This window comes from Thiobacillus sp. (assembly GCF_030696885.1).
In the GTDB taxonomy this organism is placed as follows: domain Bacteria; phylum Pseudomonadota; class Gammaproteobacteria; order Burkholderiales; family Thiobacillaceae; genus Thiobacillus.
This window is the reverse complement of record NZ_JAUYRI010000027.1, coordinates 14,149-39,722: the sequence shown is the minus strand read 5'-3', so window position 1 is coordinate 39,722 and position 25,574 is coordinate 14,149. Positions and strand designations below refer to the sequence as shown.

Genomic DNA, 25,574 nt, shown 5'->3' with positions numbered 1-25,574 from the left:
GCCGCCTGCGGGGCAAAACTGAACTTCCGCCCGATTTAACAATCGCATATTCGTTTCTCACTTTTGGAGTCTTCATGTTTGCGCAACGCCTGACCGTCGCGGCCGCCGCCGCTTTGACCCTGCTGTCGATCAGCGCCTGCTCCACGGAATCCGGCCCCACCCTGACCGCGCCCGAGGCCTTTGAAAAGCACCAGAACGGCCAGTTGACGCTGATCGACATTCGCCGTCCGGATGAATGGCGCAAGACCGGCGTAGCCGACGGCGCGTTGCGGATCAACATGGTTCACCCGCAGGGCGCGAGCGGCTTCGTGCAGCAGGTGAGTGCCGAACTCGACGGACAACGCGACACGCCGATCGGCCTGATCTGCCGCACCGGCAACCGCACGACGCATATGCAAAAGGCACTGCGCGAAGCGGGCTTCACCCAGGTCTACAACATCAAGGAAGGCATGGTCGGTAGCGGTGCCGGGCCGGGCTGGGTCGCGCGCGGGCTGCCGGTGGAACCCTGCAAGACCTGCTAGGCCGCCCCGCAGCAACTACCCGGCCTGCCCGCCCGCTGGATCGGCGGGCACGGCACCGTGCCGTAGGAACAGAATACGCAGCAGTCGCCCGGCAGGGGCATCAGCACGGCCTGACACCCTTCGCATTCGTAATACCACTGGCAGGCGTCGGTCGGCATGGTCTCGATTTTGGCGTGACCGCAGAGGGGGCAGGTCAGGGTGGATTCCAGCACGACAGCATTGGGGCCCAAATCTGACTGAGCGTGCATGGACTGCTCCGGATGGCTGAAAGGGGCGTAGTATAAATTCCGTACCCAAGTACGGAGTCAAGATGCAGACCACGACCATTTCCGGCCTGGCGCAGGCAGCGGGCGTCAACGTCGAAACCATCCGCTTCTACCAGCGCCGCGGGCTATTGATCGAGCCCGCCAAACCCTTGGGCGGCATCCGCCGTTACGACGAAGCCGAAGTGGCTCGGGTGCTGTTTATCAAGGCGGCCCAGCGCATCGGCTTTACGCTGGACGAGATTGCGCAATTGCTGCAACTGGACGACGGGACCCGCTGTTCGGAAGCGCGGGCAATCGCCGAGCACAAGCTCGCGGATGTGCGCCAGCGCTTGCAGGATTTGCAGCGTATCGAGACCGCGCTGGCCAAGCTGGTGGATTGCTGCGCAGCCAGCCGCGGCAAGGTGAGCTGCCCGCTGATTGCCGCGCTGCAACCCGCCTCCCCAGCGGTCTGAATTTCAGGCCACGATTTCCTTCGCCAGCGCATTGCGCCGCCCGGTTTCGCTGCCGGTGAGCGCGAAGCCCTGCAGTCGGCCCGAGTCGTCGGTATGCAGCGCGCAGATGCCGGTGTCGCTGCATTCGACATTCCAGCCACCGGCTGCGCCGATTTTCGGCGGCAGCACCGCCACCGGGTGCGCGGGGGTTTTCACCATCACCGGCATCGGCGCGTAGACCACCGGCATCGGCGTGCCGGTCAGCGTGGCGGCGAGCGCGCGCGCCTGCACCATCAACGGCTGCACGTAAGGCAGGTTGAGGCCTTCGACCTCGGCACAGTCGCCCATCGCGTACACATGGGGCGCGCTGGTTTCGAGCAGGCCATTGGTCTGGATGCCGCGGCCGACCTTGATGCCGGCCACCTGCGCCAATTGGGTACGCGGCTTGAGGCCGATCGCCGACAGGACAACGTCGGCCGCGACGGTTTCGCCGTTGTCGAGCGTGATCGAATAGCCCGCTGCCGTCCGCTCGACGCTTTTTCCGGTGCGACCGAAATGCCAGTTCACCCCGAGGGCAGCGAGGCTGTCGGCCAGGCGCTGACCCGCTTCCACCGGAAGCAGGCGCTCCAGCGGCCACTCGCCCAGGTGCACCACGTCGACAGCGAACCCGGCATGCACCAAGTCGTTGGCGAACTCGCAGCCGATGAGACCGCCGCCGAGTACGGTGACACGTTGCTTGCCGTCGATAGCGCTGCGGAAGGCTGCATAATCGGCCAGATCGTTCACCGTCAGTACGTCTCCCGCACCGTCACCGGACAGGCCGTGCGCGAACGGGTCGGCGCCAAGCGCAAGCACCAGTTGACTGTATTCAAGTTCGCCGTTTTCAGTGCGGACGCGCTGACCCTGTGTGTCGATCGCGGTGACCCGGGTGTGCGTCAGCACCGTCGCATTCTGATCGACCGCCATCTTTTCCGCGCTGGCGCTGGCGAGCGCCGCAGCCGTGCGGCCGGTAGCCAGGGCGTTCGACAGGTTGGGCTTGGAGTAGAAGGCGCCATCGTCTGCCGTCACGAGCGTGACCGGCGTGGCAGCGTCGCGCTTGCGGATTTCCTTCAGCAGGGTGTAGCCGGCGAGGCCGGAACCGACGATGACGATTGATCGGTTTGGGCCTGGCGTTTGCTCCCTCGCCCCTTGGGGGGAGAGGGTTGGGGAGAGGGCGTGCATGACAAGCTCCTGGATTCAGATGGCGGGAGGCGCATCACGCGCCTCCCGGTACAGCGCACAGTCAGACTGCGGTGACGTCGACCATGTCGAAATCGGCCTTGGAGACGCCGCAGTCCGGGCATTCCCAGCTCTCCGGCACGTCTTCCCAGCGGGTGCCGGGGGCGATGCCGTGCTCCGGGTCGCCTTTGGATTCGTCGTAAACATAACCGCAAACGATGCATTGCCAAGCTTTCATGATGTGTCCTTTCATTCAGTCAATAAAGAGTGTTCGGGTATCGCTCAGGCCGCAATCGCGTCTTTTTGTGCCTGGTAGTGCTTTGCGTGCTTTTCTTCGACCTTGGCCAGCGCGGCGAAGCGCTTGGCGGCCTTTTCCAGCACCTGCTTGAACATTTCCGCGTGTTCCTTCGATTCGGCGATCTGCTCGTCCATCTCGGTCACCGCGGCGGTGTTGCCCTCGATCATCGCCTCGTGGCGGAATTTCGGGTACATCTCGGTGTACTCGTGAGTCTCGCCATCGATCGCGTACTGCAGGCACTTGGCCGGCGTCATCGTCTCGTCGGCGAACAGCAGCTCGGCATGGCCGAAGGCGTGCAGCATTTCCTGCGCGGCGGTGTCCTCGAACACCTTGGCGGTCGCTTCGTCGCCGACCTTGCGGCACTGGCGGGCAAACCACATGTACTTGATGTGGGCCATCGACTCGCCGGCAAAGGCGGCCTCGAGGTTCTGGATGGTCGGGGACGTCGTATTCTGCATGGTGGGCTCCTGTAAGTTGATTTGCAATGTCAATCAAGACAGGTGCCATGGTAGAGATCATCAATAAATCGATCCAACGGATTATATGTATATATTCGATTGACGTCATCAATCGCTATGTTGGATGCGATGCACGCGCAGGACAATTACATGCGCAAGCCGCTGGCCCCCGGCGCACCCGGGACCTGGCTGAAAACCCGGCACATCCCCGCCGGCCCGCCGCCGCGATCGCCCCCCTGAGTCTTTCGCTTCAATCCGCGCCGGGGCTGTGTAACACTGCCCCCTGAAGCTGTTCCGGAGAACCCCATGCACCCGTTGTTCCGCCTCGCCCCGCTCGTGCTGGCGGCGCTGCCCGCCGTCGCAAGCGCCGCCGCGCTGCAGCCCGGCCTGTACGAAGTCTCGCTGCAACTGATGATGCGCGGCACGCCGCTGCAACTGCCTGTGCGGGTGGTGCAGCAATGCGTCACGCCGCGCGAGATCGTCAACGGCAGCGCCTATGCGGCCAGCGAGACCAGACTGCCCTGCACGGTCAGCCGGCTACAGCAATACGGCGACAAGGTGAATTACCACTTCACCTGTCCGACATCCGGTGGCGGGCGCATGGTCGGCCGCGCCAGCGGTAGCAGCCACGCAACCGGCTGGGACGTCCTGATGGGCGGCCGTTACGTCCCGTCGCTGGAGGGCATGCGCGAATTCACCCAGCGCGCGCAAGCCCGGCGGATCGGCGACTGCACGCTGCGCTGAATGACAATGGACTGGACGCTGTTCGGGTCGGCGCTGCTGTCGTCCACCCTGTTTCCCGGCGGCTCCGAAGCGCTGCTGCTGTACCGCCTGCACCAGGGCGCCGATCCGTTCGCCAGCGTGGCGACGGCCACCGTCGGCAATGTGCTCGGCAGCCTGATCACCTACGGCATGGGGCGCTTCGGCCGGCAGGCGGTGCGGCGCAGCGAAAAAGCCGAGCTGCGCGCCGCCCGCGCTGAGCGCTGGTTTGCTCGCTACGGCCGGCCCAGTCTGCTGTTCGCCTGGCTGCCGGTCGTCGGTGATCCGCTATGCCTGGTGGCCGGCGTGCTGCGGGTCGGCGTGCCGGTCTTCCTGCTGCTGGTGACGCTCGGCAAGCTCGGTCGTTACGCTGCGCTGGCCTGGCTGATGTAGGCGCGGCTTAAAAGCCGAAACGCTCGCCCAACCCGAACAGGACTGCCACGCCGAGCACCGCAAAGATCGCCGCGGCGATGCCGTGCACCAGATTCACCGGTATGCGATGGGCCACGCGATCGCCGAGATACACCGCCGGCACGTTGGCGATCATCATGCCGAGCGTGGTGCCCGCCACCACCCACAGGAAATCGCCGTACTGTGCCGCCAGCGCAATCGTGGCGATCTGGGTCTTGTCGCCCATTTCAGCCAGGAAGAACGCGATCAGCGTGGTGCCGAAGACGCCGAACTGGACCAGCCGGGCGTCGCCCTCGTCGAGTTTGTCGGGAATCAGGATCCACACCGCCATCGCGATGAACGACAGGCCCAGCACCCAGCGCAGCACTTCGGGCGAAAGCAGCGTGGTGATCCAGGCGCCGAGTGCACCGGCCAGGCCGTGGTTCGCCAGCGTGGCGACGAGGATGCCGAGAATGATGGGCAGCGGCTTGCGGAATTTCGCGGCGAGCAGGAAGGCGAGCAGCTGCGTTTTGTCGCCGACTTCGGCCAGCGCCACCACGCCTGTAGATATAAGGAATGCGTCCAATTGAAGCTCCGGGCCGGTTCCACGCAATGACCCGACTGCCACGCCGGCCAACCGGGGCAATCAGGTCAAAGGTCTTGCCAAGCGTGGGTGCCGCGTGTGCCATGACCGAACGGCCAAGTATGTTGACGCACGCCCCGCTGAACCTGCTGCGGGCGACTACTCCCCAATGACGGCCGCATCCTACCTGGACGCAGGTGCCTCGTCCAGCTTGCCGGTCTTGCGCCGCACCCAGCCTTCCATGCGCGCCATGCTGACGTAGAAGGTGGGCGTGATGTAGAGCGTGAGGAACTGTGAGAACACCAGGCCACCGACCACGGCGATGCCGAGCGGGCGGCGCGCCTCGCCGCCGGCACCGAAGCCGATCGCGATCGGCAGGGTGGCGACAATCGCAGACAGCGTCGTCATCATGATCGGGCGCAGGCGGACGAGACACGCTTCGACGATCGCGTCCTCGGCGCTCATGCCGGCGCGCTGCCGCGTCAGTGCGAAGTCGATCATCATGATGCCGTTCTTCTTCACCAGACCGACCAACAGGATGAGGCCGACGAAGCTAAAGATGTTGAGTTCCTCGCCCGTCAAGAGCAGCACCAGCAGCGCGCCAAACCCGGCCAGCGGCAGCGCGGTCAGGATGGTGAGCGGATGGCCGAGGTGCTCGTACAGCACCGCCAGCACCATGTAGATGATGACGATGGTGAACAGCAGCAATAGCGGCAGCGTGACGGTCGATTCCTGAAATTTCTGCGCCGCCCCCGTCAGCTCCACGCTAACCTCGGCCGGCAGCGCCTCGCCCACCGCGTCCAGCGCGGCATTGAGACCGACGTCGAGCGACACGTTGGGCGCGAGCCCGAACGACAGCGTGACCGCGAGCTGCTGGCCGTAGCGGTGCACGGCGATCGGGCCGACGCCGGCCTCGACCTTCGCCACCGCGTCGAGCCTTGTCAGCTCGCCCGAGGCGGTGCGCAGCGGCAATTGGCCGATGATGGCGGGATCGAGCTGCGCTTCGGGCAGGATCTTGAGACTGACCGTGTACTGGTCGTCGACGCCGTAGATTTCGCTGATGCGACGGTCGCCGAGCGCGTCGTACAGCACCTGCTGCACCTGCCGCGCGGTGATGCCCAATCGGGCCGCCTGCACCGGGTCGAGCGCGACATGCAGTTCCGGGTTGCGCAGTTCGAGGTTGCTGTTGACGTCAATCAGCAGCGGCACCTGGTCGAGGCGCTTTTCGGCTTCCTGCGCCGTGGCCTTGAGCGCCTCGAAATCGATCGACGTCAGGGTGAGCTGGTAGTCGCTGCTGGAAATCAGCGACCCCACGTTGATCGAGGCGGGATTCTGAAAGCTGATGTTGGCGCCGCCGACGCCGCGCGTGGCGGCACGCAGTTCCTCGATGAGCGCATCGGCGCCAATGCGCGTGTTGGGCGGTGTGAGGCGGATCACCAGGCGGCCGATGTTGCTGCCGGTGACGCCGCCGCCGCCCTGCCCGGCGGACGACATGAGCGCATCGACCGCAGGATGCTTCGCCACGATGTCCGCAATCTGCTGCTGCCGGCGCGACAGTTCCTCGAAGGGAATGCCCTCCGGATACTGGATGCTGGCGAAGATGCGCCCCGAGTCTACGCGCGGGATGAAACCCTGCTTGACCTCGCCAGCGAGCCACACCATGGCGCCCAGCACCGCTGCCGAGAGCAGCAGCATCGCGCCGCGGTGGCGCATGCTGGCGCGCAGGGTGTCGCCGTAAAAATCGCGGAAAGCGAGGAAAGCACGCTCGAAGCCGCGCGACAGCGGATTGTTGAGGGTTTCGTGCGACAGGCCGCGCGCGCACAGCATGGGGGTAAGCGTGAGCGCCACCACGCCGGACAGCAGCACGGCGACGCCGATGCTGACGGCGAATTCCTGGAACAGGCGGCCGATCATGCCACCCATGAACAGGATCGGCAGGAACACGGCGGCGAGCGAGACCGTCATCGACACCACGGTGAAGCCGATTTCCTGCACGCCGTCGACCGCGGCCTGGTAGCGCGGCTTGCCCATTTCCATGTGGCGCGCGATGTTCTCGATCACCACCACCGCGTCATCGACGACGAAACCGATCGCCAGGATGATCGCCATCAGCGACAGGTTGTTGAGGCTGTAGCCGGCGAGGTGCATGAAGGCGAAGGTGCCGAGCAGCGAGCTCGGCAGCACCAGCGCGGCGATCAGCGTGGCGCGCACGTTGTGCAGGAAGGCGAAGATGACCAGGATCACCAGCACCAGTGCCAGTACCAGCGTGATGTTGACCTCGTGCAGCGTGTCCTTGACGAAGACCGCGCGGTCAATGAAGGTTTCCAGACGCACGCCGTCGGGCAGGTCGGCTTCGATCTGCGGCAGCAGCGCCTTGATTCGTTCGGCGACCTCGACCGTGTTGGCGCCGGGCTGGCGCTGCACCGCGAGCACGATGGCGCGGTTGCCGTTGTACCAGGTGCGCGCCTTGTCGTTCTCGACGCTGTCCTCGGCGCGGCCGAGATCCTTCAGCCGGATCGCGGCGCCATCCCGGTAGGCAACGATGATCTCGCCGAAGTCCCGGGCGTTGGCAAGCGCCACCGGCGCCTTCACCGAATAGCTTTGGGTGGCGCCGTCGAGCGTACCCGAGGGCAGGTTGGCGTTGGCGGTCTGCACCGCCGTGATCACCTCGGTAAAGCTCAGGCCCCGCTGCTGAAGTTTGGCCGGATCGACGTACAGGCGCAGCGCATATTTCTGCGAGCCGAATACCTGAACCTGGGCGACGCCGCTCATGCCCGACATGCGCTGCGCCACACGCGAGTCGGCAATGTGGTCGAGCTCGGTCAGCGGCAGGCGGTCGGACGACAGCGCCAGGAACAGGATGGGCGAGTCGGCCGGGTTGATTTTCCGTAATTGCGGGGGATCGATGCCGGCGGGCAGGTTGCGCTGCGCCTGCGCGATCGCCGTCTGCACGTCCTGCGCGGCAGCGTCGATGTCGCGCGACAACTCGAACTGCAGCGTGATCGACGTCGTGCCCTGGCTCGATTGCGAACTCATCGACTCGATGCCCGGCACCGTCGCCAGCTGCCGCTCCAGCGGCATCGCCACGGTGTTGGCCATGGTCTCGGGGTTGGCGCCGGGCAGCGAGGCAGTGATGCGCAACGTGGGGAAGTCGACCTGCGGCAGGTCGTTCACCGGCAGTTGCTTGTAGGCGATGGTGCCGAACAGGACCATCGCCAGCACCAGCATCAGCGTGGCGACCGGCCGCTCGATGAAGGGACGCGAGAGATTCATGCGGCAGCCCTGTGCTGGCTCATGGCTGCGCGCGCTTGTCCGCGCCCTGCTTGCCGGCGGGCTGCTCGCCTTCGAGCCGCACCTTGCCGCCGGCCTTCAGCCGCTTGGGAATTTCAAGCAGCACCCGTTCGCCGGCCGCGAGTTCGCCCTCGATCGCCAGCATGCCGTCGAGCCGGTGCTTCACTGTCACGGGCTGCACCGCGGCGACGCCGTCGCGCACGACATACACATACGTGCCCTGCTGGCCGTGCTGCAGCGTGGCCTCGGGCAGCACCTTGCTGCCCGAGGCCTTGCCCAGCAGCAGCCGCAAGTGCACCCCTTGCCCGGAGAGCAGCGCAACAGGCCGGTCCTGCATCCGCACCTTGATCGGTACCGCGCCGGTGGCGGGATCGACCTGCGCATCGATGAACACCAGTTCGCCTTGCGCCAGCGGCGTGCCGCGGTCAGCCTGCGTCAATGCGTCCGAATGGATCTCGGCTGCGATCTTGCCGGCCGCGCGCGCCGCGACGACCGCGGCCCAGTCGACTTCGGGCAGCCAGGCGCGCACGTCGAGCGCACCCGGCGCGACGATCGTGGTGAGCGCCTCGCCCCCGGCCTGCACCAGCGCGCCGGCCCGCACGTTGATGCGGCCGACGCGGCCGTCGATGGGCGCGCGGATCTGCGCATACTGCGCGTCGAGGCGCGCCACTTCGAGCTCGGCTGTGGTCGTGCCGACGCGCGCGCGCGCCGACTCGAACGCCACCCGCGCCTCGTCGTATTCCTGGCGGCTGATGTAGCCGGACTGCATCAGCGGAGCCAGGCGCTCGAGCTTCTGTTCCGCTTCGGCGGTCTCGGCGCGCGCGCCGGCGCGCGCCGCCTGGCTTTGCGCCATACGCGCCTGCGCGGGACGCGCATCGAGGGTGAACAGCACCTGCCCGGCACGCACCGCGTCACCTTCCTGCACGTGCTGCTTGATCAGGCTGCCGCCGACCTGCGCCAGGATGTCCACCTGCCGGGCGGCTTCCAGCGTGCCGGGCAATTCGATCACGAGGGGAAAGTCGCTCACGTCCACTGCAACGGTCTTCACCTCGATCGCGCCGCCGCCCCCGCCTGCCGGACCATCGGCAGATTCGAACTGGGTGCGATAGACGACGCCGGCGACGAGCGCCAGCACGACAACGGCAAGCAGGATGCGGGTTTTCATGGTTGTCCTTATGGGGTTGCCGTCGGCAGGCGGCCCAGCGCGTGGTTCAAACGGGAAAAGGCGGCCAGCCAGTCGGCGTCGGCCTGCGCCTGGACCTGGCGCGCGCGCGCCAGATCGGCCTGCGCGGTCAGCCATTCGAGCAGGTTGCCGACGCCGGCGCGATAGCGCGCCTCGGCCGCCTGTGCCGACTCGCTCGCGCTGTCGAATTGCACCGCCACGCCGGCGCGTTGGGCCTGTGCATGACGCACATCGTGATAGGCCTCGGTCACGGCGCGCGCGATCAGGCTGCGCTGCGTCTCGGTTTCGGCCTGCAGGCGTTCGGCATCGCGCGCAGCCGCGCGCGCCTCGGCCGCCAGGCGGCCGCCGTCGAACAACGGAACCGACACGTTCACGCCGGCGTTGTAGGTGTTGGACGCGGTGCGGTCGTCTTCCAGAAAATAGGTGCGGCCCACGTTGGCGGTCAACGCCAGGCTCGGCCAGCGTGCCGCGCGTGCGCGATCGGCATCGGCGCGCGCTCGGGCAGCGGCCGCCTGCAGCGCCTGCAGGTCGGGGCGCTGGCGCTGCGCTTCGGCCAGCAGATCGGCCAGCAGGGTATCGGCTTCCAGCAGCGTGGGCAGCGCGGGGTTCCAGTCAAGCGCCAGCGTCTGCGTCTGCGCGACACCCGCTGCCTGCTTCAGCGCTGCTTCCGCACGTGCCTGGTCGCGCTCGGCAGTCTGGCGAATGCGTTGCGCCTCGGCCAGCGCCGCGCGCGCGCGCAACTGATCGGCACGCGAGGCCAGCCCGCCGCGCAGTCGCACGTCGACAGCATCGAGGCTGGTGCGCAGCGAGGCCTCCTGCTCCGCCTGCGCAGCCACCTGCGCGCGCGGCCAGCAACGCAAAGGCCGCGGTTTCGACTTCGACCACCCTGTCCTGCAGGTTGCGGTTGTTGCTCAAGAGCGTGGCGATCAATTGATAACGCTGTGCATCGATGCTGGCCGCGCGCGCGCCGAAGTCATACAGCACATAGGCGAGGCCCAGGCTGGGACCGTAGCGGTGCAACGTCGGGGCACTCGCGCCGGAACTCGACAGCGCGCGGCTCACCGTGAAGCCGATCTGCCCGGTCAGTGTCGGCCAGTTGGCGGCCGTTGCAGCATCAAGCCGCGCCGCCTCGGCCTGGATGCCGAGCCAGGCCGCGCGCGTTTCCGGGCGCGCGCGCAGCGCGTGCTCAGTCAACGCGGCCAGACTGTCGAAGCGCAGGGTATCGGTCTGTAGCGCTGGCGCCCCGGGCTGTTCGGGGAGCCGGTCGAGTTGCAGCCAGAAGCTGCCGGGGCGATCGGGCAGGTCGAGCGCAGCCGCATGAGACGCAAGCGGCCACAGCAAGGCGCACATCAACAGGGAAAGCGGGACGATGCTCAAGGGGGGCCGATTCGGAACGCGTCTCATCACGACCCCGGCAGGCGCAAGCAAGTTCCGCCGACCCGCTCCGCTAGGACAGGCTGACACGATCGTCAGGGCGCTGCGGTGATTCAAACTGCGTCCACCTCGGCGGGCAGCGCATTTTTCAGCGTCTGCGCGAGGCGCTCGAACGTTTCCGGAAACGGCGCGCGCTTACGCCACACCAGCGCGATGGTGCGGCCCGGCGGCGGCGCCTTGAAGGGACGGATCTCGACAGCCTTTTTGTTGACGCGCGGCGCGGCATCTACCGCCAGCGCCGGCAGCAGCGTCAGTCCCAGACCCATGGCCACCATCTGACGCAGGGTTTCCAGGCTGGTCGCGCGCACCTCCTCGCGGCCGCGCGAGCCGGTGCCGCAGACATCGAGCGCCTGGTCACGCAGGCAATGCCCTTCATCGAGCAGCAGCAATTTCTCCGCCATGATGTCTGACACCTTCAGCACATCGCGCTTGGCGAGCGGATGCCCGGCGGGCAGCGCAGCATAAAACGGCTCGTAGAACAGCGGTTCGGCGCGCAGGCTGTCGTCGGTGACCGGCAGTGCCAGCAGGCCGGCATCGAGTTTGCCCTCAGCCAGATGCTCAAGAATCTGCGGTGTCATTTCCTCACGCAACAGCAGGCGCAGACCGGGATGCTTCTTGTGCACCAGCGTCAGCGCATGCGGCAGGTAATACGGCCCCAGCGTGGGGATGACGCCGAGATGAATCGTGCGTGTCATCGGATCCTGCGCGTGCTTGGCGACTTCGCGGATGCGCTCGGCCTCCTCGACGATGTTGCGCGCCGCCTGCAGGATCTCGCGACCGATCGGCGTCGGGCTGACGCGCTTGAGGCTGCGGTCGAACAGCGTCACGCCGAGAAAATCCTCCAGCTTCTTGATCTGGGTCGACAGCGTAGACTGCGTGATGAAGCAGGCCTCGGCCGCGCGCCCGAAGTGGCCGTGGTCGGCGAGCGCCACCAGATATTTCAATTCTTGCAGGGTCATGACATCCGTTCGATTTTGTCAATGGATCCATTCTAGACTATTCATGTGACAAATCTGCCGCAGGGGTCTTTAATACAGTCACTCCGCTGTGGAGTCGAATTAAATAGGGAAAGCGCCATGTCTGACAGCAAATGTCCGTTTCATCACAAAGTCGGGAGCGGTACGTCGAACCGGGACTGGTGGCCGAACCAGTTGCCGCTGGAAATTCTGCACCAGCATTCCCCCAAGGCCAGCCCGATGGGCGAAGACTTCGACTACGCCGAAGCATTCAAGACGCTCGATCTGGCGGCCGTGAAGCAGGACCTCACGGCCCTGATGACCGACTCGCAGGCCTGGTGGCCGGCGGACTACGGCCACTACGGGCCTTTCTTCATCCGCATGGCGTGGCATAGCGCAGGCACCTACCGCACCGGCGATGGCCGCGGCGGCGCCGGGCACGGCAACCAGCGGTTCGCGCCGCTGAACAGCTGGCCCGACAACGTCAACCTCGACAAGGCGCGCAGGCTGCTATGGCCGATCAAGCAGAAGTACGGCAGGAAGCTCTCCTGGGCCGACCTCATCATTCTCACCGGCAACGTCGCACTGGAATCGATGGGCTTCAAGACCTTCGGTTTTGCCGGCGGGCGCGAAGATATCTGGGCGCCCGAACTGGATGTCTACTGGGGCAACGAGCAAAAGTGGCTGGACGACAAGGCGCGTTATACCGGCGAGCGCGAGCTTGAAAACCCGCTTGCGGCGGTGCAGATGGGGCTGATCTACGTCAATCCGGAAGGCCCCGGCGGCAACCCGGATCCGGTCGCGTCGGGTCGCGACGTGCGCGAGACCTTCGCGCGCATGGCGATGAACGACGAGGAAACGGTGGCGCTGACCTGCGGCGGTCACACCTTCGGCAAATGCCACGGTGCCGGCGATGCAGCGCTGGTCGGCGCGGCACCCGAGGCAGCCGGGCTCGCCGAACAGGGCCTGGGCTGGACCTGCCGTCATGGCAGCGGAATCGGCGGCGACCAGATCGGCAGCGGCCTGGAAGGCTCGTGGACACCGACGCCGACGCAGTGGGACATGAGCTATCTCGACATGCTGTTCGGCAACGAGTGGGAATTGACGAAGAGCCCGGCGGGCGCGCATCAATGGACGCCGAAACAGGCGACCGACAGCAATATGGCGCCGGCCGCGCACGATGCGTCGAAGAACGTGCCGATCATCATGACCGCCGCGGACATGGCGATGCGCATGGATCCGATCTATGAAAAGATTGCGCGCCGCTTTCACCAGAACCCGGACGAATTCGCCGACGCCTTCGCCCGCGCCTGGTTCAAGCTGACGCACCGCGACATGGGGCCCAAGTCACGTTACCTCGGCCCCGAAGTGCCCGCGGAAGAACTGCTCTGGCAAGACCCGATTCCGGCCGTCGACCATCCCCTGATCGACGAGCAGGATGTCGCCACGCTGAAGGCCAAGGTATTGGCGTCCGGGCTGTCGGTTTCGGAACTGGTCTCGACCGCCTGGGCCTCGGCGTCGACATTCCGCGGTTCAGACAAGCGCGGCGGCGCGAACGGCGCACGCATTCGCCTTGCACCACAGAAGGACTGGGAAGCCAACCAGCCGGCGCAGCTGGCCAAGGTGCTGGGCACGCTCGGCGACATTCAGGGCGAATTCAACCGCGCGCAAGCAGGCGGCAAGCAGGTCTCGATGGCCGACCTGATCGTGCTAGCGGGTTGCGCCGGGGTTGAGCAGGCCGCCCGCAATGCGGGGCACTCGGTGACGGTGCCGTTCACGCCGGGCCGCATGGACGCCTCGCAGGAACAGACCGACGTCGACGCCTTCGCCGTACTCGAACCGGTCGCCGATGGCTTCCGCAATTACCAGAAGGCACGATTCACCGTTGCAGCGGAGGAACTGCTGCTCGACCGCGCACAGCTGTTGACGCTCTCCGCGCCCGAGATGACGGTGCTGGTGGGCGGCCTGCGCGCGCTGGACACGAATGTCGGACAGTCCCGGCATGGCGTGCTCACCCAGCGGCCGGGGGCGCTCACCAATGATTTCTTCGTCAACCTGCTCGACATGGGTACGGCGTGGAAGGCTACCTCGGACGCCGACGACATGTTCGAAGGGCGCGACCGCAAGCGCGGGGAAACGAAGTGGACGGCCACCCGCGTCGATCTGATCTTCGGCTCGAATTCCCAGCTGCGGGCACTGGCAGAAGCCTATGGCTGTTCGGACGCGCAGGAGAAATTCGTCCGCGACTTCGTGGCGGCGTGGACCAAGGTAATGAATCTGGATCACTTCGATCTCGCCTGATGGAGGCAGGCGCCTGCCAGAGCCGGGCAGGCGCCGTGCACCGAACAACTTTTCTTAAGGCTGGACCCATGAAAGCGCTATTGATCACACCCGACACCCGCAGCATTGAAACCGTCGACCTCGACAACCACGCAGACATCGTCCGACTGGTCGGCTACGACACGCTCGAATCCGACGCCGTCGGCACCGCAGGCGACCGCCTGTTTTTCGACGAGGAATGCTTCCTGCGCGGCACCGGCGGACGCTTCCAGATCGACCGCATCATTCCGGTATCGGGCCGCGCAGTGATTGTCGGCACCGCCGACGACGGCGCCACGTTGCGCGACGTCGCAACGGACATCGAAGACGTGCGCAGCCGCATCCAGTATTTGTAGACGGAAGGAGAATTCCACCATGATCGGGAACGTACGAGATCACCTGCTTGCCGCGCTGGCGCTGCTCGGCGCCGGCCTCGAAGGCGTGACGCTGGAATGGCCGGAATGAGGCCTGCAGTCTTCGTGCAATCGCCGACGACCGGCTTCCGCCTGCGACCGGCGCACGCGGCAGACCTGCCCGCGCTCAACGGCGTGATCGAGCGCGCCATCGCCACTTGGCCGCTGCCCGAGCGCGTGAAGCGCCTGACGCTGCCGAGCTACTGCTATCAGCCGCACGATCTCGATCATCTGCATCTGGTATTAGCGGAGGATGCCGGCGGCATCGCCGTCGGCGTCGCCGCCTGGGAGCCGGCCCACCCGCGCGATCTGCCGGCCGGGCGGCGTGGACTGCTGCTGCATGGCCTCTATGTTGATCCGGATCGTCAACGCCGCGGCGTCGGCAGCCGGCTGCTTGATGCAGCAGCAGCGGCCGCACGGGCGCAAGATCTGGATGGCGTGCTGGTCAAGGCGCAGGCAGCGGCCGTTGCGTTTTTCAAATCGCGCGGCTTGCACGCGCTACCGGTCGAAGACCCGGCACGCGATTATCCGCATCGCTTCTGGCTGACCGCGCACGCTTGAGTCGAACGCCTTGCCGCTGCCTACGGCGAAGCGATAACGCTCGGCATCTGGAATAAAAAAGGAGGCCACACGCGCATGGAACTCGCCCACAACGAAGCGCCGCTCAGCTGGCGCGCCACCTGGCTCGCGCAGGCGCACGCCCATCCCTATACCAGCGCCGGACTGGCGCTGGCGGTCGCGGTCGTTGTCTGGCTGTTGCTGGCCAGCGTGTGGCGGGTGAGCCAGGGCGAGGCCGATGCGGCCTTGCGGCTGGGACTGCTGGGCGGCATGGCCGGCTTTGTCGCCACTGCGCTCGGCGCGCTGCCGGCGCTGTTCCTGCGTAACTTGTCCAGTCGTACCGAGGACACCATGCTCGGCCTGGCCGCAGGCATGATGCTGGCCGCGAGCTCCTTCTCGCTGATCCTGCCGGGCCTGGCGGCCGGTGAATCGCTTACTGGAAGCGCCACGCTCGGCGCGCTGACCGTGGTCGCCGGCCTCGGGCTGGGCGTGCTGCTGATGCTCGGCCTCGACCAGTTCACGCCGCATGCGCACGAACACCTCGGGACCCACGGCGCAGGCAGCGACCGGGTCAGCCGGGTGTGGCTGTTCGTATTCGCGATCGCGTTGCACAACCTGCCGGAAGGCATGGCGATCGGCGTGTCGTTTTCTCAGGGCGACCTCGCCGTGGGCCTGCCGCTCACCACCGCGATCGCCATCCAGGACATCCCCGAAGGGCTCGCGGTCGCGATGGCGCTCAAGGCCGCCGGCCTCTCCCCGCAGCGCGCGGTGGGGATCGCGGCCTTGAGCGGGCTGATGGAACCGGTCGGTGCACTGCTCGGCATCGGGCTGGCGAGCGGGCTGGTGCTGGCCTATCCGATCGGTCTCGGCCTGGCGGCCGGCGCGATGATTTTCGTAGTGAGCCACGAAGTGATTCCGGAAACCCACCGCAACGGCCACCAGACCCCGGCGACGCTCGGCCTGATGGCGGGATTTGCGGTGATGATGGTGCTGGATACCACGCTGGGCTGAGGCTCGCCCGGCCCGGCGGCGCGGCTAGCGCAGCGCCTCGGCGGGCTTGGCCTGCCCTGAGGGGGATTCCTTGGCCGGGGCAGGATGGTGTTGTCCCAGTGCCAGCGCATAAATCCGCTGCAGGTCGTCTTCGCTGACGTCGACAAAAGTGTCGATCTGGCTCAAGGCATAGACGAGGCTGCTATGCGGAATCATGTGCTTCTCGTCGGGCTCGTCCGCCGGTTCTTCGCGGCGATGCCAGCATTGCGGGTAGCGCCGCCACGCAAAGGGATAATTGAACGCCACCGCCACCACCAGAATGACCAGCGCATTCAGCAGGATGGGGCTGAGCACGTAGACGTAACCCAACGCCAGTACCGACTCGCCGCCCAGCACGGCGCCCAGCGCAGTGGCGCCGCCCGGCGGATGCAGGCAACGCAGGCTGTACATTGCTGCGATCGACAATCCGACGGCAAGTGGCGCCGTCAGCACGTGCTCGCTGCCGAGCCATTGCACGCAAGCCACCCCGGTCAGCGCCGAGACCAGATGCCCGCCGATCAGCGGCCACGGCTGCGACATCGGGCCGTGCGGCGCGGCGAACAGCATGACCGCGGTCGAGCCCATCGACGTGGCGACCAGCACCGCGCCCTGGCTGTCGAGCATGAGCGAACTGATCCACCACACCGCGAGCATGGCGAGCAGGCCGCCGGTCGCCGAGATCCAGTGTTCGCGCTCCGAGACGGTATAGGCGAGCTTGCGCACCATCAGCCCGTGCTCCAGGCGCGTGGGCGCCGCATGCCGGCGATCTTGCAGGCCTGCTTCACGTAGCCGTAGGGATACAGTTCGAACAGCTTCTTCTGCGCGTCGCGGCCGTAGCGCTCGGCCAGGTGCTTGATGACGAAACGGGCATCGGCGATGACCTGGTGCTCGTCGAAATAATCGCGCATGAAGTGAATCGTGTCCCAGTGGTCGTCGTCGAGTTCGATGTTCTCCTCCTGGGCGAGGACTTGGGCGATGTCCTCGTTCCAGTTTTCGGGCTCGACCAGATAGCCCTCGGCATCGCGCTCGGGCATCACGGCCGTCAGATCGGATGTTTGGTTCATGGCTGGCTCCTTTACATACGTTGAAGCCAGTTTAGGGAATTCTTATATATCCATCCAACGATTAATTTTGGTGTTTAATATCGGAAATATCGATATACAGCCATGGACACTGAACTCGCGCGCACTTTCCTGACCGTTGCCGCCACCGGCAACTTCGTCGCCGCCGCCAGCCGCCTGCACGTCACGCAGTCGACTGTCAGCGCACGCATCCACACGCTGGAGACCACACTCGGCGCACGCCTGTTCCAGCGCGGTCGCAATGGCGCGGAACTGACGCCTGCCGGCAAGCGCTTCCTGCGCCACGCCAAACATCTGGTGCGCACGGTCGAGCAGGCGGTGCACGACGTCGGTCTGCCGCAGGGCTTCCATGACGTGCTGACGCTGTCGGGACGCATCGCGCTGTGGGAAGGCTTTCTGCCGCACTGGGTGGCGTGGATGCGCGAGGCCGCGCCGGACGTGTCGCTGCGGCTGGAGATCGGCTTCGAAGCCGACATCATGCAGGGCCTGATCGAAGGCACGGTCGACATCGGCGTGATGTACACGCCGACTTCGCGCGCCGGCCTCGTGGTGGAACCTCTGTTCGACGAGACCCTGCTGCTGGTGACCAGCGATCTGGCGCGCGGCTGGCCCGACGCAGGCTACATCCACATCGACTGGGGGCCGGAATTCCACGCCCAGTTCAGCGACCATTACCCCGATGCGCCGCCACCCACACTGGTCGCCAACATTGGCTGGCTGGGCGTGCAGCAGTTGCTGACCTACGGCGGCAGCGGCTATTTCCCGCGGCGCCTGGTGCGGCACTATATCGAGGCGGGGCAGTTGTGGCGCGTGCCCGACAGCCCGCAGTTCAAGCTGCCCGCCTGGATGGTGTTCCCGCGCGACAACGACAGCGCCACACTCCGGAATGCGCTCGACGGCCTGCGCACCCTGGCACGCGAAGAGCAAGCCGGCTGAGCGCTGCTCAGGCCCGCCGGGGCCGGTTCAGCAGACTGACGATCGCCACCGCCGGCTCTGCCAGATCGGCCAGCGTGTACTGCTCGACATGCTCGAGGAACTGCCGCTGCGCCTCGAACAGGATGTTTTTCAGCGTGCAGTTTTTTCGGATGAGGCACACCGGGTCGTCGCAATTGACCGGCACCAGCGTGGCTTCCATCAGCTCGATCACGCTGCGCAGATTGATCGCGTCCTTCGGCTGCCCAAGCCGGATTCCGCCCTGCTGGCCGCGGCTTGCATGGATCAGGCCAGCTCCTGCCAGCTTGTGCACAATCTTCATGATGTGGCTGCGCGACACGTCGAATTTCTCGGCAATCTCCTGCACGGTCGACAGCCGATCCTCCGGCATCGACGCCAGATAAATCAGCACCCGGAATGCGTAGTCCGTATGTTTGGTAAGCCGCATGTGTCGACACCCGTTAAGCGAATGGCGTCATTCTAGTTGACCCGCCCCATAAGATTCACCTAATATTCGCATTCTTTGATTCATATGATATGAATGTTTGAACGGTCTTATTCAAGGGAGAACCCATGCTGTCTGCAGAAACGCTGGCCACGATCAAATCCACCGCTCCCCTCCTCGCCGAGCAGGGCAAGGCGATTACCGACCTGTTTTATTCCAAGCTGTTCGCGCAGCATCCGGAATTGCAGCACATCTTCAACATGGCCAATCAGGCGCAGGGCGAGCAATCGCGCGCGCTGGCCGAGTCGGTGTTCATGTATGCCACCCACATCGACAAGCTGCAGAACCTGGGGCCGATGGTCAGCCGCATCGCCCACAAACACGCCAGCCTGCAGGTTGCGCCCGAGCACTATCCCATCGTTGGGAAATATCTGCTGGAAGCCATCCAGGACCAATTGGGCCTGGAAGCGGACCATCCCGTGCTCGGCGCCTGGGCCGAAGCCTATGCCCAGCTGGCCGGCATCTTCATCCAGACCGAGGAAGGCATCTACAGCCACAATGCAATGAAACCCGGCGGCTGGCGCGGCTTCCGCCCGTTTGTCGTGCGTGAGATCCGGGACGAGGCCCGCGACATCAAGTCGGTGTATCTGCAAGCCGAGGACGGCCAGCCCATCGCCGGCTTCGAGCCCGGCCAATATCTCGGCATCAAGGTCAGGGTGCCCGGGCACGAATACGACGAGATCCGCCAGTATTCACTCTCGGATGCACCCGGCAAGGACACCTATCGCATCACCGTCAAGGCTGAAAGCACGCCGCCGAGCCACGAAGGCAAGGTTTCCAATCATCTGCACGGCGCCCAGCCGGGCGACCGGGTGTGGGTGCAGCCGCCGACCGGGGATTTCACCATCAAGCATCCCGACCGGGAGCTGGTTCTGATCGCGGGTGGCGTCGGCATCACGCCTTTGCTGAGCATGCTGCTGCATCGCATCGAAAGCGGCGCGGACGTCACCGACCTGATCTTCATCCATTGCTGCCGGGATGAGGCGCACCATGTGATGCGGGATGAGCTGCGCCTGCTTAGCACCCAGCACGGTTTCCACTACTACGTCAGCTACGAAACCGGCAGCAGTGCCGACCACCAGGGCTACCTCGACCGGCCTGTCCTTTCGCGCTGGCTCACGCAACCGGACGCCGACGTGTATTTTTGCGGGCCCAGGCCCTTCATGGCTGCGGTCAATCTCCAGCTGCTCGACATGGGCTACACGGACGCGCAATTGCACTACGAGGTGTTCGGACCCAGTACGCGTTTAGTGACGCACTAAACGAAAAAGGAGCCTGACGGGCTCTTTTTTTTCAGGGCTTCTTCGCGACCAGGTCGATCAGCGCCGACATGCCGTGATGGTGCGTGCCTTCGCTGATGATGGATTCGTGTTCATGCAGATGCACGATATCCCAGTCGCCGAACCACGCACGCAGCAGCTCGGCGGTATACAGATTGGCCGGGTTGGACGGCCCGCCGGTGGCGAATTCGATCTGCCTGGGCGTGTAGCCCTGCAGGATCAGCGTGCCGCCCGGCTTCAGCGTACGGCGGATGCCGGTGATGATGCGATCGCGCTCGGGCGGCGCGACGAACTGGATGAAGATCGCCGCGACCAGATCGTAGGCCGCCTCCGGCCAGCGCCAGTCGAGCACGTCGGCCTGTTCGAATTCCAGCGTCACGCCGCGCGCGGCAGCGAGCTTGCGCGCCTTGTCCAATGCGCGGGGCGACACCTCGATGGCGTGGACCGAGGCGCCCTGTTCGGCCAGCCATACGCCATTGCGGCCTTCGCCGTCGGCTATCGCCAGCGCACGCATGCCGGGGCGGATCAGGTCTTTCTGGCTCGCCAGGAAAACATTCGGCGCGGTGCCGAAGATGTAGTCGTTAGTGGCGTAGCGCGCGTTCCAGAAATCCGAACTCACTTCGCATTGGTGACAAGCAGGCGCTCGAGTTGCGCCGCTGGCACCATGCCGGGCACGCGCTGGCCGTTGGCAAAAATCAGCGTCGGCGTACCCGACACTTTAAGCTTGCTGCCGAGCGCGATGGTGGCGTCGACCGGGTTGGCGCATTTGCCATCGTTGCGCGGTACGGTGCCGCCCGTGATGTAGTCGTTCCACGCCTTGTTGCGGTCTGGCGCGCACCAGATCTGCTTCGAGGTCTGCACCGCCTTGGGGTGCAAGCCCTCGATCGGATAGAGGAAGGTGTAAACGGTGATGTTGTCGACCTTGACCAGCTCTTCCTCGAACTTGCGGCAGTAGGGGCAATCGACGTCGGAGAACACCACCAGCTTGCGTTCGCCCTTGCCCTTGACGGTCTTCAAAGCATTGTTGAGCGGCAGCGTGTCCCATTTGACCGCCTGCAGCTTGTTCAGCCGGGCCTGCGTCAGGTTGGTACGGTTTTTCAGATCGACCATGTCGCCAATGAACACGTATTGCCCCTTGGCATCGATGTAGACGATCTGGCCGTCGAGATAGACCTCGAACAGGCCGCTGTAGGGCGTCTTCGTCACCGAACTGATTTGCGCGCCGGGAAACTGCTCCGACAGTGCCTTGCGGATGACGGATTCGTTGGCCTGCGCGGTCGCGGCACACATCAGGGTAGCGGCCAGCGCCAGAGAAGTGAATTTCATTTAAAGCTCCAGGGGAAAAACAAAAAAATCAGGACATGGCCTCGCGCACCAGCGCAGCCTTCAGTGGCGGCACCTGGTTGACGAGCGTCATGCCGGCATTGCGCAGCCAGGCAGCCCGGCTGCCGGAAAACAAATGATGCAGGCCATGGGTGAGCGCCTGCATGCGCTGCACCGGTTCGGCCCGCTGGCGGGCATAGGATTGCAGCACCCGCAGATCGCCCAAACGGGTTCGGCGGTGCTGTGCAAGCGTTTCAACCAGCGCTTCGGCATCGCCAAAACCCAGGTTGACGCCCTGTCCCGCCAGCGGATGCACGCCGTGCGCGGCGTCGCCGATCAGTGCCACACCCGGCGCCACAATGGCCTCGACCCGGATCAGACGCAACGGAAAAGCCGCCGCCGGCGTCAGCACGCGCAACGCGCCGAGCCGGTCGTGGCCTGCCGCCTGCACGGTGGCGGCCAGCGCGGCCGGATCCAGCGCGAGCAGCGCATCCGCATGCGCCGACTGGGTAGACCAGACCATCGACATCCGGGTTCCGCCCAGCGGCAGCCAGGCCAGAATATCGCCCTCGAAAAACCACTGGAACGCGGTGCCGCGATGCGGCCGCTCGCAGTCGAAATTGGCCACCACACCGCTCTGGCCATAGGGCGTCTGCGTGGACGCCAGGCCCGCCCATTCGCGGATGCGCGAGGCGGCGCCGTCGGCGCCGACAACGAGTTCGGCTTCGAGCACCACCCCGTCGTCCAGCTCGATCCGCGTATACGGCGTGCCAGATTCGATCGACGTGATCGCGGCCGGGCAATGCAGCACCACGCTGCCGTCGGCCTGCAGCGACTGCCACAAGGCGTCCTGCAAACGGCCGCTTTCGACGATGGCGGCCAGATGCGACACGCCGGCTTCATAGGCATCGAGACGGATCGCACCGCTGGCATCGCCCGCCACGTCCATGCGGAAGACCGGCTGCACGCGATCGCGATCCAGCCGCTGCCAGGCGCCCAGGCGCTCGAGAAAGCGCTGGCTGGCGGGGCTGATGGCGTAGATGCGGGTGTCCCAGGTTTCGACTGGACACTGGGGCGGCTGGCGCTCAATCAGCGCAACGCGCAGGCCCTGACGGCCGAGCGCGAGTGCCGCAGCGGCGCCCACCAGGCCGGCACCGACGATGACGATCTGGTAACGGTCGCCACTCATCCGCGCGCCCCGAACATCATCCGCCGCGCGACAAAGCTTTTCAGCGGCGGCAGCACTTCCAGCGCCAGCAAGCCGAGCCCCCGCGCGTGGCGTAGCGGCCCAATGTCGTTGGAGAACACCCGCACCAGAAAATCGGTGAAGCCGACGCCGCCCAGCACGTCGACGCGCCGCCCCCGCGCGTAGGCGGCCAGCATGGCGGCGCTGCCGATTTCACCGGTCGGCGACTCCCCGCACAGCGCCGCCAGTTCCCAGGCGTCGCGCAGGCCGATGTTGAAGCCCTGGCCGGCCACCGGATGCAGCGTCTGCGCGGCGTTGCCGATGCGCACCACGCGGTCGGCGGCCTCGCTGCCGACATAGACGAGCTTCAGCGGGAAAGCCTTGCGCGGGCTGGCCTGCAGGAAAAGGCCCTGGCGTCCCCCGAAGTGGCGATAAAGCGCCGCGAGAAATTCGGCGTCGGTCAACTGGACAATGCGTTCGGCGTCTTCGCGGCTGGCTGTCCACACCAGGGCATAGTGTTCACCTTTGGGCAGCAGCGCCGCCGGCCCTTCGGGGGTGAAGCGCTCGTAAGCCTGGTTGGCGTGTGGCAGCTCGGTCTGCACGTCGCACACCACCCCCATTTGGTCGTAATCGCGTTCGAACTTGGGTGTGGGTACGGCTTCGCCGCGTCCGCCGTCGGCCACCACGACCAGGGGGGCGCTGTCGCTTCGTCCATCGGCCCGATGCAGCGTCGCCGCGTCCGCAGCAGATTCGATGCGCTCCACCGCCACGCCGTAATCGATCGCGATAGCGGCATCGGCAAGCACCTGCTTCAATGCCGTTGTCAGCGTGGCGTAGGGCAGCACATAGCCGAGTGCCGGCACCTTGACTTCATCCGCCGACAAGCGCGCGACGCCCAGTGCGCCGCGCTGCGAAACATGGATGCGGGTGATCGGGGTGACAGGGTCGAGCCGGTCCCACACGCCGAGCCGCTCGAGGATCAGCCGCGCGCCGTGCGACAGCGCCAGGGTGCGGCTGTCGGCACGGGCGTCTTCAGGCTGCGCCTCGATCACCTGCACCGCGATACCCTGCTGCTGCAGCGCCAGCGCACACACTGCCCCAACCGGACCGGCGCCGACGATCAGCACGCTGCTCACTGCTGCATCCAGTCTTCGATCTCCGCCACGGTTTTCGGCGGCGTGGTCAGCACCTCGCACCCGGATTCGGTCACCGCCACGTCGTCCTCGATGCGGATGCCGATATTCCACAGCGCTTCGGGAATGTCGTCCGCCGGGCGGATATAGAGTCCGGGCTCGACGGTCAGCGTCATGCCGGGCTGCAACGGCCGCCACGCGCCATTGAGCTTGTATTCACCGGCATCGTGCACGTCGAGCCCCAGCCAGTGGCCGGTGCGGTGCATGTAGAAGCGGTCGTAGGCTTTCGATTCGATCAGGCCGTCGACCTCGCCCGCCAGCAGCTTGAGATCGACCATGCCCTGGGTCAGCACGCGCACCGCCGCGTCGTGCGGCGCATTCCAGTGATTGCCCGGGCGCACCGCGTCGATGGCCGCCGCCTGCGCCGCCAGCACCAGTTCGTACACATCTTTCTGCGCCGGCGAAAAGCGGCCGTTGACCGGGAAGGTGCGGGTGATGTCGGCCGCATAGCTGCCGAACTCGGCGGCGGCATCGATCAGCAGCAGGTCGCCGTCCTTGAGTGGCTGGTTGTTGAAGACGTAATGCAGCACGCAGGCGTTGGCGCCGCTGGCGACGATGGAGGTATAGGCCGGCGCTTCGGCACCGCCGCGGCGGAAGGCGGACAGCAGCTCCGCCTCGATCTCGTATTCGTGACCGCCCGGCCGGGTGGCGCGCATGGCGGCGCGATGCGCGCCGGTGGAAATCTCGGCGGCGCGGCGCATCAGGGCCAACTCGTGGGCATCCTTGATCAGGCGCATCTCGTCGAGTGCATGCCGCACGTCGAGGATTTCGCCCGGCGCGAGAATGCCCTGCCGCGTCTTCGTGCGCACTGCGTTGAGCCAGCCGATCACCCGCGCATCCCACGCCGGATCCTGTCCCACCGCGTAGGCGAGGCGCGTGCGGTTGCCCATCAGGTCGGGTAGCCGGGCGTCGAGCTCGGTAATCGAATAGGCGGCGTCGAAGCCGAAGTGCGCCTGCGCCGCCGCCGGACCATAGCGGAACCCGTCCCAGATCTCGCGCGTCTCGTCCCGGTCGCGGCAGAACAGAATGGTCTCGGGCGCGTCGCCGCCGATCACGACCACCACCGCCTCGGGCTCGGCGAAACCGCTTAGCCAGTAGAAATAGCTGTCGTGCCGGTAAGGGTAGTGGGTGTCGCGGTTGCGCGGCACTTCCGGCGCGGTGGCAACGATGGCGATGCCGTCGCCAAGCTGGGCGGCAAGCCGCGCGCGGCGGTCGGCGTGGATGGCAGGGTCAAACATGGGTGCGCAGGCTTTCGTCGAGTTGTTGCAATCGTTCGGGCGTCCCTACATCGACCCAGCGGCCGCCGAAATGTTCGCCGCTCGCACGCCCGGCGTCGATCGCCTGCCGCAGCAGCGGCGCCAGCGGCGCTTTTTCGCCCGCCGGGGTGTCGGTGAACAGCGCGCGGTGGTAAACCCCGATGCCCGAGAAGGTCAGGGGTGAGGGGTTAGGGGCTAGGGGTGTAGCTGTCACGCGGCCAGCTTCCAGCACGAAATCACCCTGCGGATGATGCGGCGGGTTGTCGATCAACACCAGGTGCGCCTGGTCCTGCCCGGCAGCAAGCCGCGCCATCGGCTCGGCCAGCCGACTGAAATCGTATTCGCAATAGATGTCGCCGTTGACCACCGGAAAAACGTCGACCCCGATCAGCGGCAACGCCGTGGCAATGCCGCCCGCCGTTTCCAGCGCGCTGCCCTCGCGCGAATACGCAATCGTCACGCCGAACGCCGCCCCCTCCCCCAGCGCATCCTCGATCTGCTGCCCGAGATGGGCGTGGTTGATGACGATGCGGTCAAAACCCGCCGCACGCAGGCGCTCGATATGCCAGACGATCAGCGGCTTGCCGCCGACCTGCAACAAAGGCTTCGGCGTGCGGTCGGTGAGCGGACGCATGCGTTCGCCGCGGCCGGCGGCGAGGATCATGGCTGTTTTTTGGGAAGTGTTAATCAATTTTCTACCTACCAAAGA

The 25,574-nt window shown here is 65.9% G+C and carries 28 protein-coding genes, 1 pseudogene and 1 riboswitch; of the genes and pseudogenes, 10 read left to right on the top strand and 19 right to left on the bottom strand.

The genetic code is table 11. From position 1 onward, the window contains the following. Nucleotides 1–74 precede the first annotated feature (74 nt). A complete protein-coding gene (locus tag Q8R61_RS12820) occupies nt 75–521 on the top strand; it encodes a rhodanese-like domain-containing protein (protein ID WP_305537867.1) in 447 nt (148 codons plus the stop codon). Here Q8R61_RS12820 and Q8R61_RS12815 read toward each other — a convergent pair. Then, on the bottom strand, nt 518–769 hold the full coding sequence (locus Q8R61_RS12815) for a GDCCVxC domain-containing (seleno)protein (RefSeq protein ID WP_305537865.1): 252 nt from the start codon (nt 767–769) through the stop codon (nt 518–520). The genes Q8R61_RS12820 and Q8R61_RS12815 overlap by 4 nt on opposite strands. A 62-nt stretch (nt 770–831) precedes the next feature. Between Q8R61_RS12815 and merR the strand changes: the two genes are divergently transcribed. After that, the gene (merR, locus tag Q8R61_RS12810; RefSeq protein WP_305537863.1) at nt 832–1,239 is read left to right on the top strand and encodes an Hg(II)-responsive transcriptional regulator; all 408 of its coding nucleotides are present in this window, start codon (nt 832–834) and stop codon (nt 1,237–1,239) included. Nucleotides 1,240–1,242: 3 nt separating this feature from the next. Here merR and Q8R61_RS12805 read toward each other — a convergent pair whose 3' ends face one another. The 3 genes from Q8R61_RS12805 to Q8R61_RS12795 form a co-directional block, all read right to left on the bottom strand. Continuing rightward, entirely contained in the window at nt 1,243–2,439 is a 1,197-nt protein-coding gene (locus Q8R61_RS12805; RefSeq protein WP_305537861.1) for an FAD-dependent oxidoreductase, read from the bottom strand. A 61-nt stretch (nt 2,440–2,500) separates the two neighbouring features. Then, nucleotides 2,501–2,674 (bottom strand): rubredoxin, encoded by a 174-nt coding sequence (locus Q8R61_RS12800; protein WP_305537860.1) that lies wholly within the window; start codon nt 2,672–2,674, stop codon nt 2,501–2,503. A gap of 44 nt (nt 2,675–2,718) precedes the next feature. Beyond that, a complete protein-coding gene (locus Q8R61_RS12795) occupies nt 2,719–3,192 on the bottom strand; it encodes a rubrerythrin family protein (RefSeq protein ID WP_305537858.1) in 474 nt (157 codons plus the stop codon). 306 nt (nt 3,193–3,498) lie between these two features. Here Q8R61_RS12795 and Q8R61_RS12790 point away from each other — a divergent pair, with 306 nt between their 5' ends. Next, complete coding sequence (locus Q8R61_RS12790; RefSeq protein ID WP_305537856.1) at nt 3,499–3,936, top strand: DUF3617 family protein; 438 nt, start codon at nt 3,499–3,501, stop codon at nt 3,934–3,936. Then, nucleotides 3,937–4,344, top strand: coding sequence for a YqaA family protein (locus Q8R61_RS12785; protein ID WP_305537854.1), 408 nt, complete (start codon nt 3,937–3,939; stop codon nt 4,342–4,344). A gap of 7 nt (nt 4,345–4,351) precedes the next feature. On the opposite strand, the gene Q8R61_RS12780 is transcribed toward Q8R61_RS12785, so the two are convergent. From Q8R61_RS12780 to Q8R61_RS12755, 6 genes and pseudogenes are all read right to left on the bottom strand, one after another. After that, nucleotides 4,352–4,927, bottom strand: coding sequence for a TMEM165/GDT1 family protein (locus tag Q8R61_RS12780; RefSeq protein WP_305537852.1), 576 nt, complete (start codon nt 4,925–4,927; stop codon nt 4,352–4,354). Nucleotides 4,928–4,935: 8 nt separating this feature from the next. Then, nucleotides 4,936–5,104: riboswitch (yybP-ykoY riboswitch) on the bottom strand. 3 nt (nt 5,105–5,107) lie between these two features. Continuing rightward, complete coding sequence (locus Q8R61_RS12775; protein ID WP_305537850.1) at nt 5,108–8,197, bottom strand: efflux RND transporter permease subunit; 3,090 nt, start codon at nt 8,195–8,197, stop codon at nt 5,108–5,110. A gap of 19 nt (nt 8,198–8,216) precedes the next feature. Further along, complete coding sequence (locus Q8R61_RS12770; RefSeq protein ID WP_305537848.1) at nt 8,217–9,380, bottom strand: efflux RND transporter periplasmic adaptor subunit; 1,164 nt, start codon at nt 9,378–9,380, stop codon at nt 8,217–8,219. An 8-nt stretch (nt 9,381–9,388) separates the two neighbouring features. Beyond that, on the bottom strand, nt 9,389–10,234 hold the full coding sequence (locus tag Q8R61_RS12765) for a TolC family protein (protein ID WP_305537846.1): 846 nt from the start codon (nt 10,232–10,234) through the stop codon (nt 9,389–9,391). A gap of 61 nt (nt 10,235–10,295) precedes the next feature. Beyond that, nucleotides 10,296–10,748, bottom strand: a pseudogene (locus Q8R61_RS12760) (TolC family protein); the annotation flags it as partial. A 137-nt stretch (nt 10,749–10,885) separates the two neighbouring features. Then, complete coding sequence (locus Q8R61_RS12755; protein ID WP_305537844.1) at nt 10,886–11,791, bottom strand: hydrogen peroxide-inducible genes activator; 906 nt, start codon at nt 11,789–11,791, stop codon at nt 10,886–10,888. Nucleotides 11,792–11,908: 117 nt separating this feature from the next. Here Q8R61_RS12755 and katG point away from each other — a divergent pair, with 117 nt between their 5' ends. The 4 genes from katG to Q8R61_RS12735 all read left to right on the top strand — a co-directional run bounded on the left by katG (nt 11,909) and on the right by Q8R61_RS12735 (nt 16,089). After that, the gene (katG, locus tag Q8R61_RS12750) at nt 11,909–14,089 is read left to right on the top strand and encodes a catalase/peroxidase HPI (protein WP_305537842.1); all 2,181 of its coding nucleotides are present in this window, start codon (nt 11,909–11,911) and stop codon (nt 14,087–14,089) included. Between the two features lie 68 nt (nt 14,090–14,157). Beyond that, a complete protein-coding gene (locus tag Q8R61_RS12745; protein WP_305537840.1) occupies nt 14,158–14,463 on the top strand; it encodes a hypothetical protein in 306 nt (101 codons plus the stop codon). A gap of 105 nt (nt 14,464–14,568) precedes the next feature. Beyond that, on the top strand, nt 14,569–15,081 hold the full coding sequence (locus Q8R61_RS12740; RefSeq protein ID WP_305537838.1) for a GNAT family N-acetyltransferase: 513 nt from the start codon (nt 14,569–14,571) through the stop codon (nt 15,079–15,081). A 75-nt stretch (nt 15,082–15,156) separates the two neighbouring features. Beyond that, entirely contained in the window at nt 15,157–16,089 is a 933-nt protein-coding gene (locus tag Q8R61_RS12735) for a ZIP family metal transporter (protein ID WP_305537837.1), read from the top strand. A gap of 24 nt (nt 16,090–16,113) precedes the next feature. On the opposite strand, the gene Q8R61_RS12730 is transcribed toward Q8R61_RS12735, so the two are convergent. Together Q8R61_RS12730 and Q8R61_RS12725 are read right to left on the bottom strand one after the other, a co-directional pair. Further along, entirely contained in the window at nt 16,114–16,833 is a 720-nt protein-coding gene (locus Q8R61_RS12730) for an HPP family protein (protein ID WP_305537836.1), read from the bottom strand. Next, a complete protein-coding gene (locus Q8R61_RS12725) occupies nt 16,833–17,171 on the bottom strand; it encodes a TusE/DsrC/DsvC family sulfur relay protein (protein ID WP_305537834.1) in 339 nt (112 codons plus the stop codon). Before Q8R61_RS12725 ends, Q8R61_RS12730 begins: the two co-directional genes overlap by 1 nt. A gap of 102 nt (nt 17,172–17,273) precedes the next feature. Here Q8R61_RS12725 and Q8R61_RS12720 point away from each other — a divergent pair, with 102 nt between their 5' ends. Then, nucleotides 17,274–18,125 (top strand): LysR family transcriptional regulator, encoded by an 852-nt coding sequence (locus tag Q8R61_RS12720; RefSeq protein ID WP_305537832.1) that lies wholly within the window; start codon nt 17,274–17,276, stop codon nt 18,123–18,125. 7 nt (nt 18,126–18,132) lie between these two features. On the opposite strand, the gene Q8R61_RS12715 is transcribed toward Q8R61_RS12720, so the two are convergent. After that, nucleotides 18,133–18,570: an Rrf2 family transcriptional regulator gene (locus Q8R61_RS12715; protein WP_305537830.1), complete on the bottom strand. Its 438-nt coding sequence runs from the start codon at nt 18,568–18,570 to the stop codon at nt 18,133–18,135. A gap of 125 nt (nt 18,571–18,695) precedes the next feature. On the opposite strand from Q8R61_RS12715, the gene hmpA reads away from it, so the two are divergent. After that, entirely contained in the window at nt 18,696–19,889 is a 1,194-nt protein-coding gene (hmpA, locus tag Q8R61_RS12710) for an NO-inducible flavohemoprotein (protein ID WP_305537828.1), read from the top strand. 31 nt (nt 19,890–19,920) lie between these two features. Here the strand turns inward: hmpA and Q8R61_RS12705 are convergent, their stop codons facing one another. The 6 genes from Q8R61_RS12705 to murU are packed head-to-tail and all read right to left on the bottom strand — an operon-like array spanning nt 19,921 to nt 25,529. Then, the gene (locus Q8R61_RS12705; protein WP_305537826.1) at nt 19,921–20,526 is read right to left on the bottom strand and encodes a class I SAM-dependent methyltransferase; all 606 of its coding nucleotides are present in this window, start codon (nt 20,524–20,526) and stop codon (nt 19,921–19,923) included. After that, a complete protein-coding gene (locus tag Q8R61_RS12700; RefSeq protein ID WP_305537824.1) occupies nt 20,523–21,233 on the bottom strand; it encodes a DsbC family protein in 711 nt (236 codons plus the stop codon). The genes Q8R61_RS12705 and Q8R61_RS12700 overlap by 4 nt, the downstream gene beginning before the upstream one ends. A gap of 28 nt (nt 21,234–21,261) precedes the next feature. After that, nucleotides 21,262–22,419 (bottom strand): UbiH/UbiF family hydroxylase, encoded by a 1,158-nt coding sequence (locus tag Q8R61_RS12695; RefSeq protein ID WP_305537822.1) that lies wholly within the window; start codon nt 22,417–22,419, stop codon nt 21,262–21,264. Then, complete coding sequence (locus Q8R61_RS12690; RefSeq protein WP_305537820.1) at nt 22,416–23,552, bottom strand: FAD-dependent oxidoreductase; 1,137 nt, start codon at nt 23,550–23,552, stop codon at nt 22,416–22,418. The genes Q8R61_RS12695 and Q8R61_RS12690 overlap by 4 nt, the downstream gene beginning before the upstream one ends. Further along, complete coding sequence (locus tag Q8R61_RS12685; protein WP_305537818.1) at nt 23,549–24,847, bottom strand: aminopeptidase P N-terminal domain-containing protein; 1,299 nt, start codon at nt 24,845–24,847, stop codon at nt 23,549–23,551. The genes Q8R61_RS12690 and Q8R61_RS12685 overlap by 4 nt, the downstream gene beginning before the upstream one ends. Beyond that, nucleotides 24,840–25,529, bottom strand: a complete 690-nt coding sequence (gene murU, locus Q8R61_RS12680) for an N-acetylmuramate alpha-1-phosphate uridylyltransferase MurU (RefSeq protein WP_305537816.1) — start codon at nt 25,527–25,529, stop codon at nt 24,840–24,842. Before murU ends, Q8R61_RS12685 begins: the two co-directional genes overlap by 8 nt. Between the last annotated feature and the right edge of the window lie 45 nt (nt 25,530–25,574).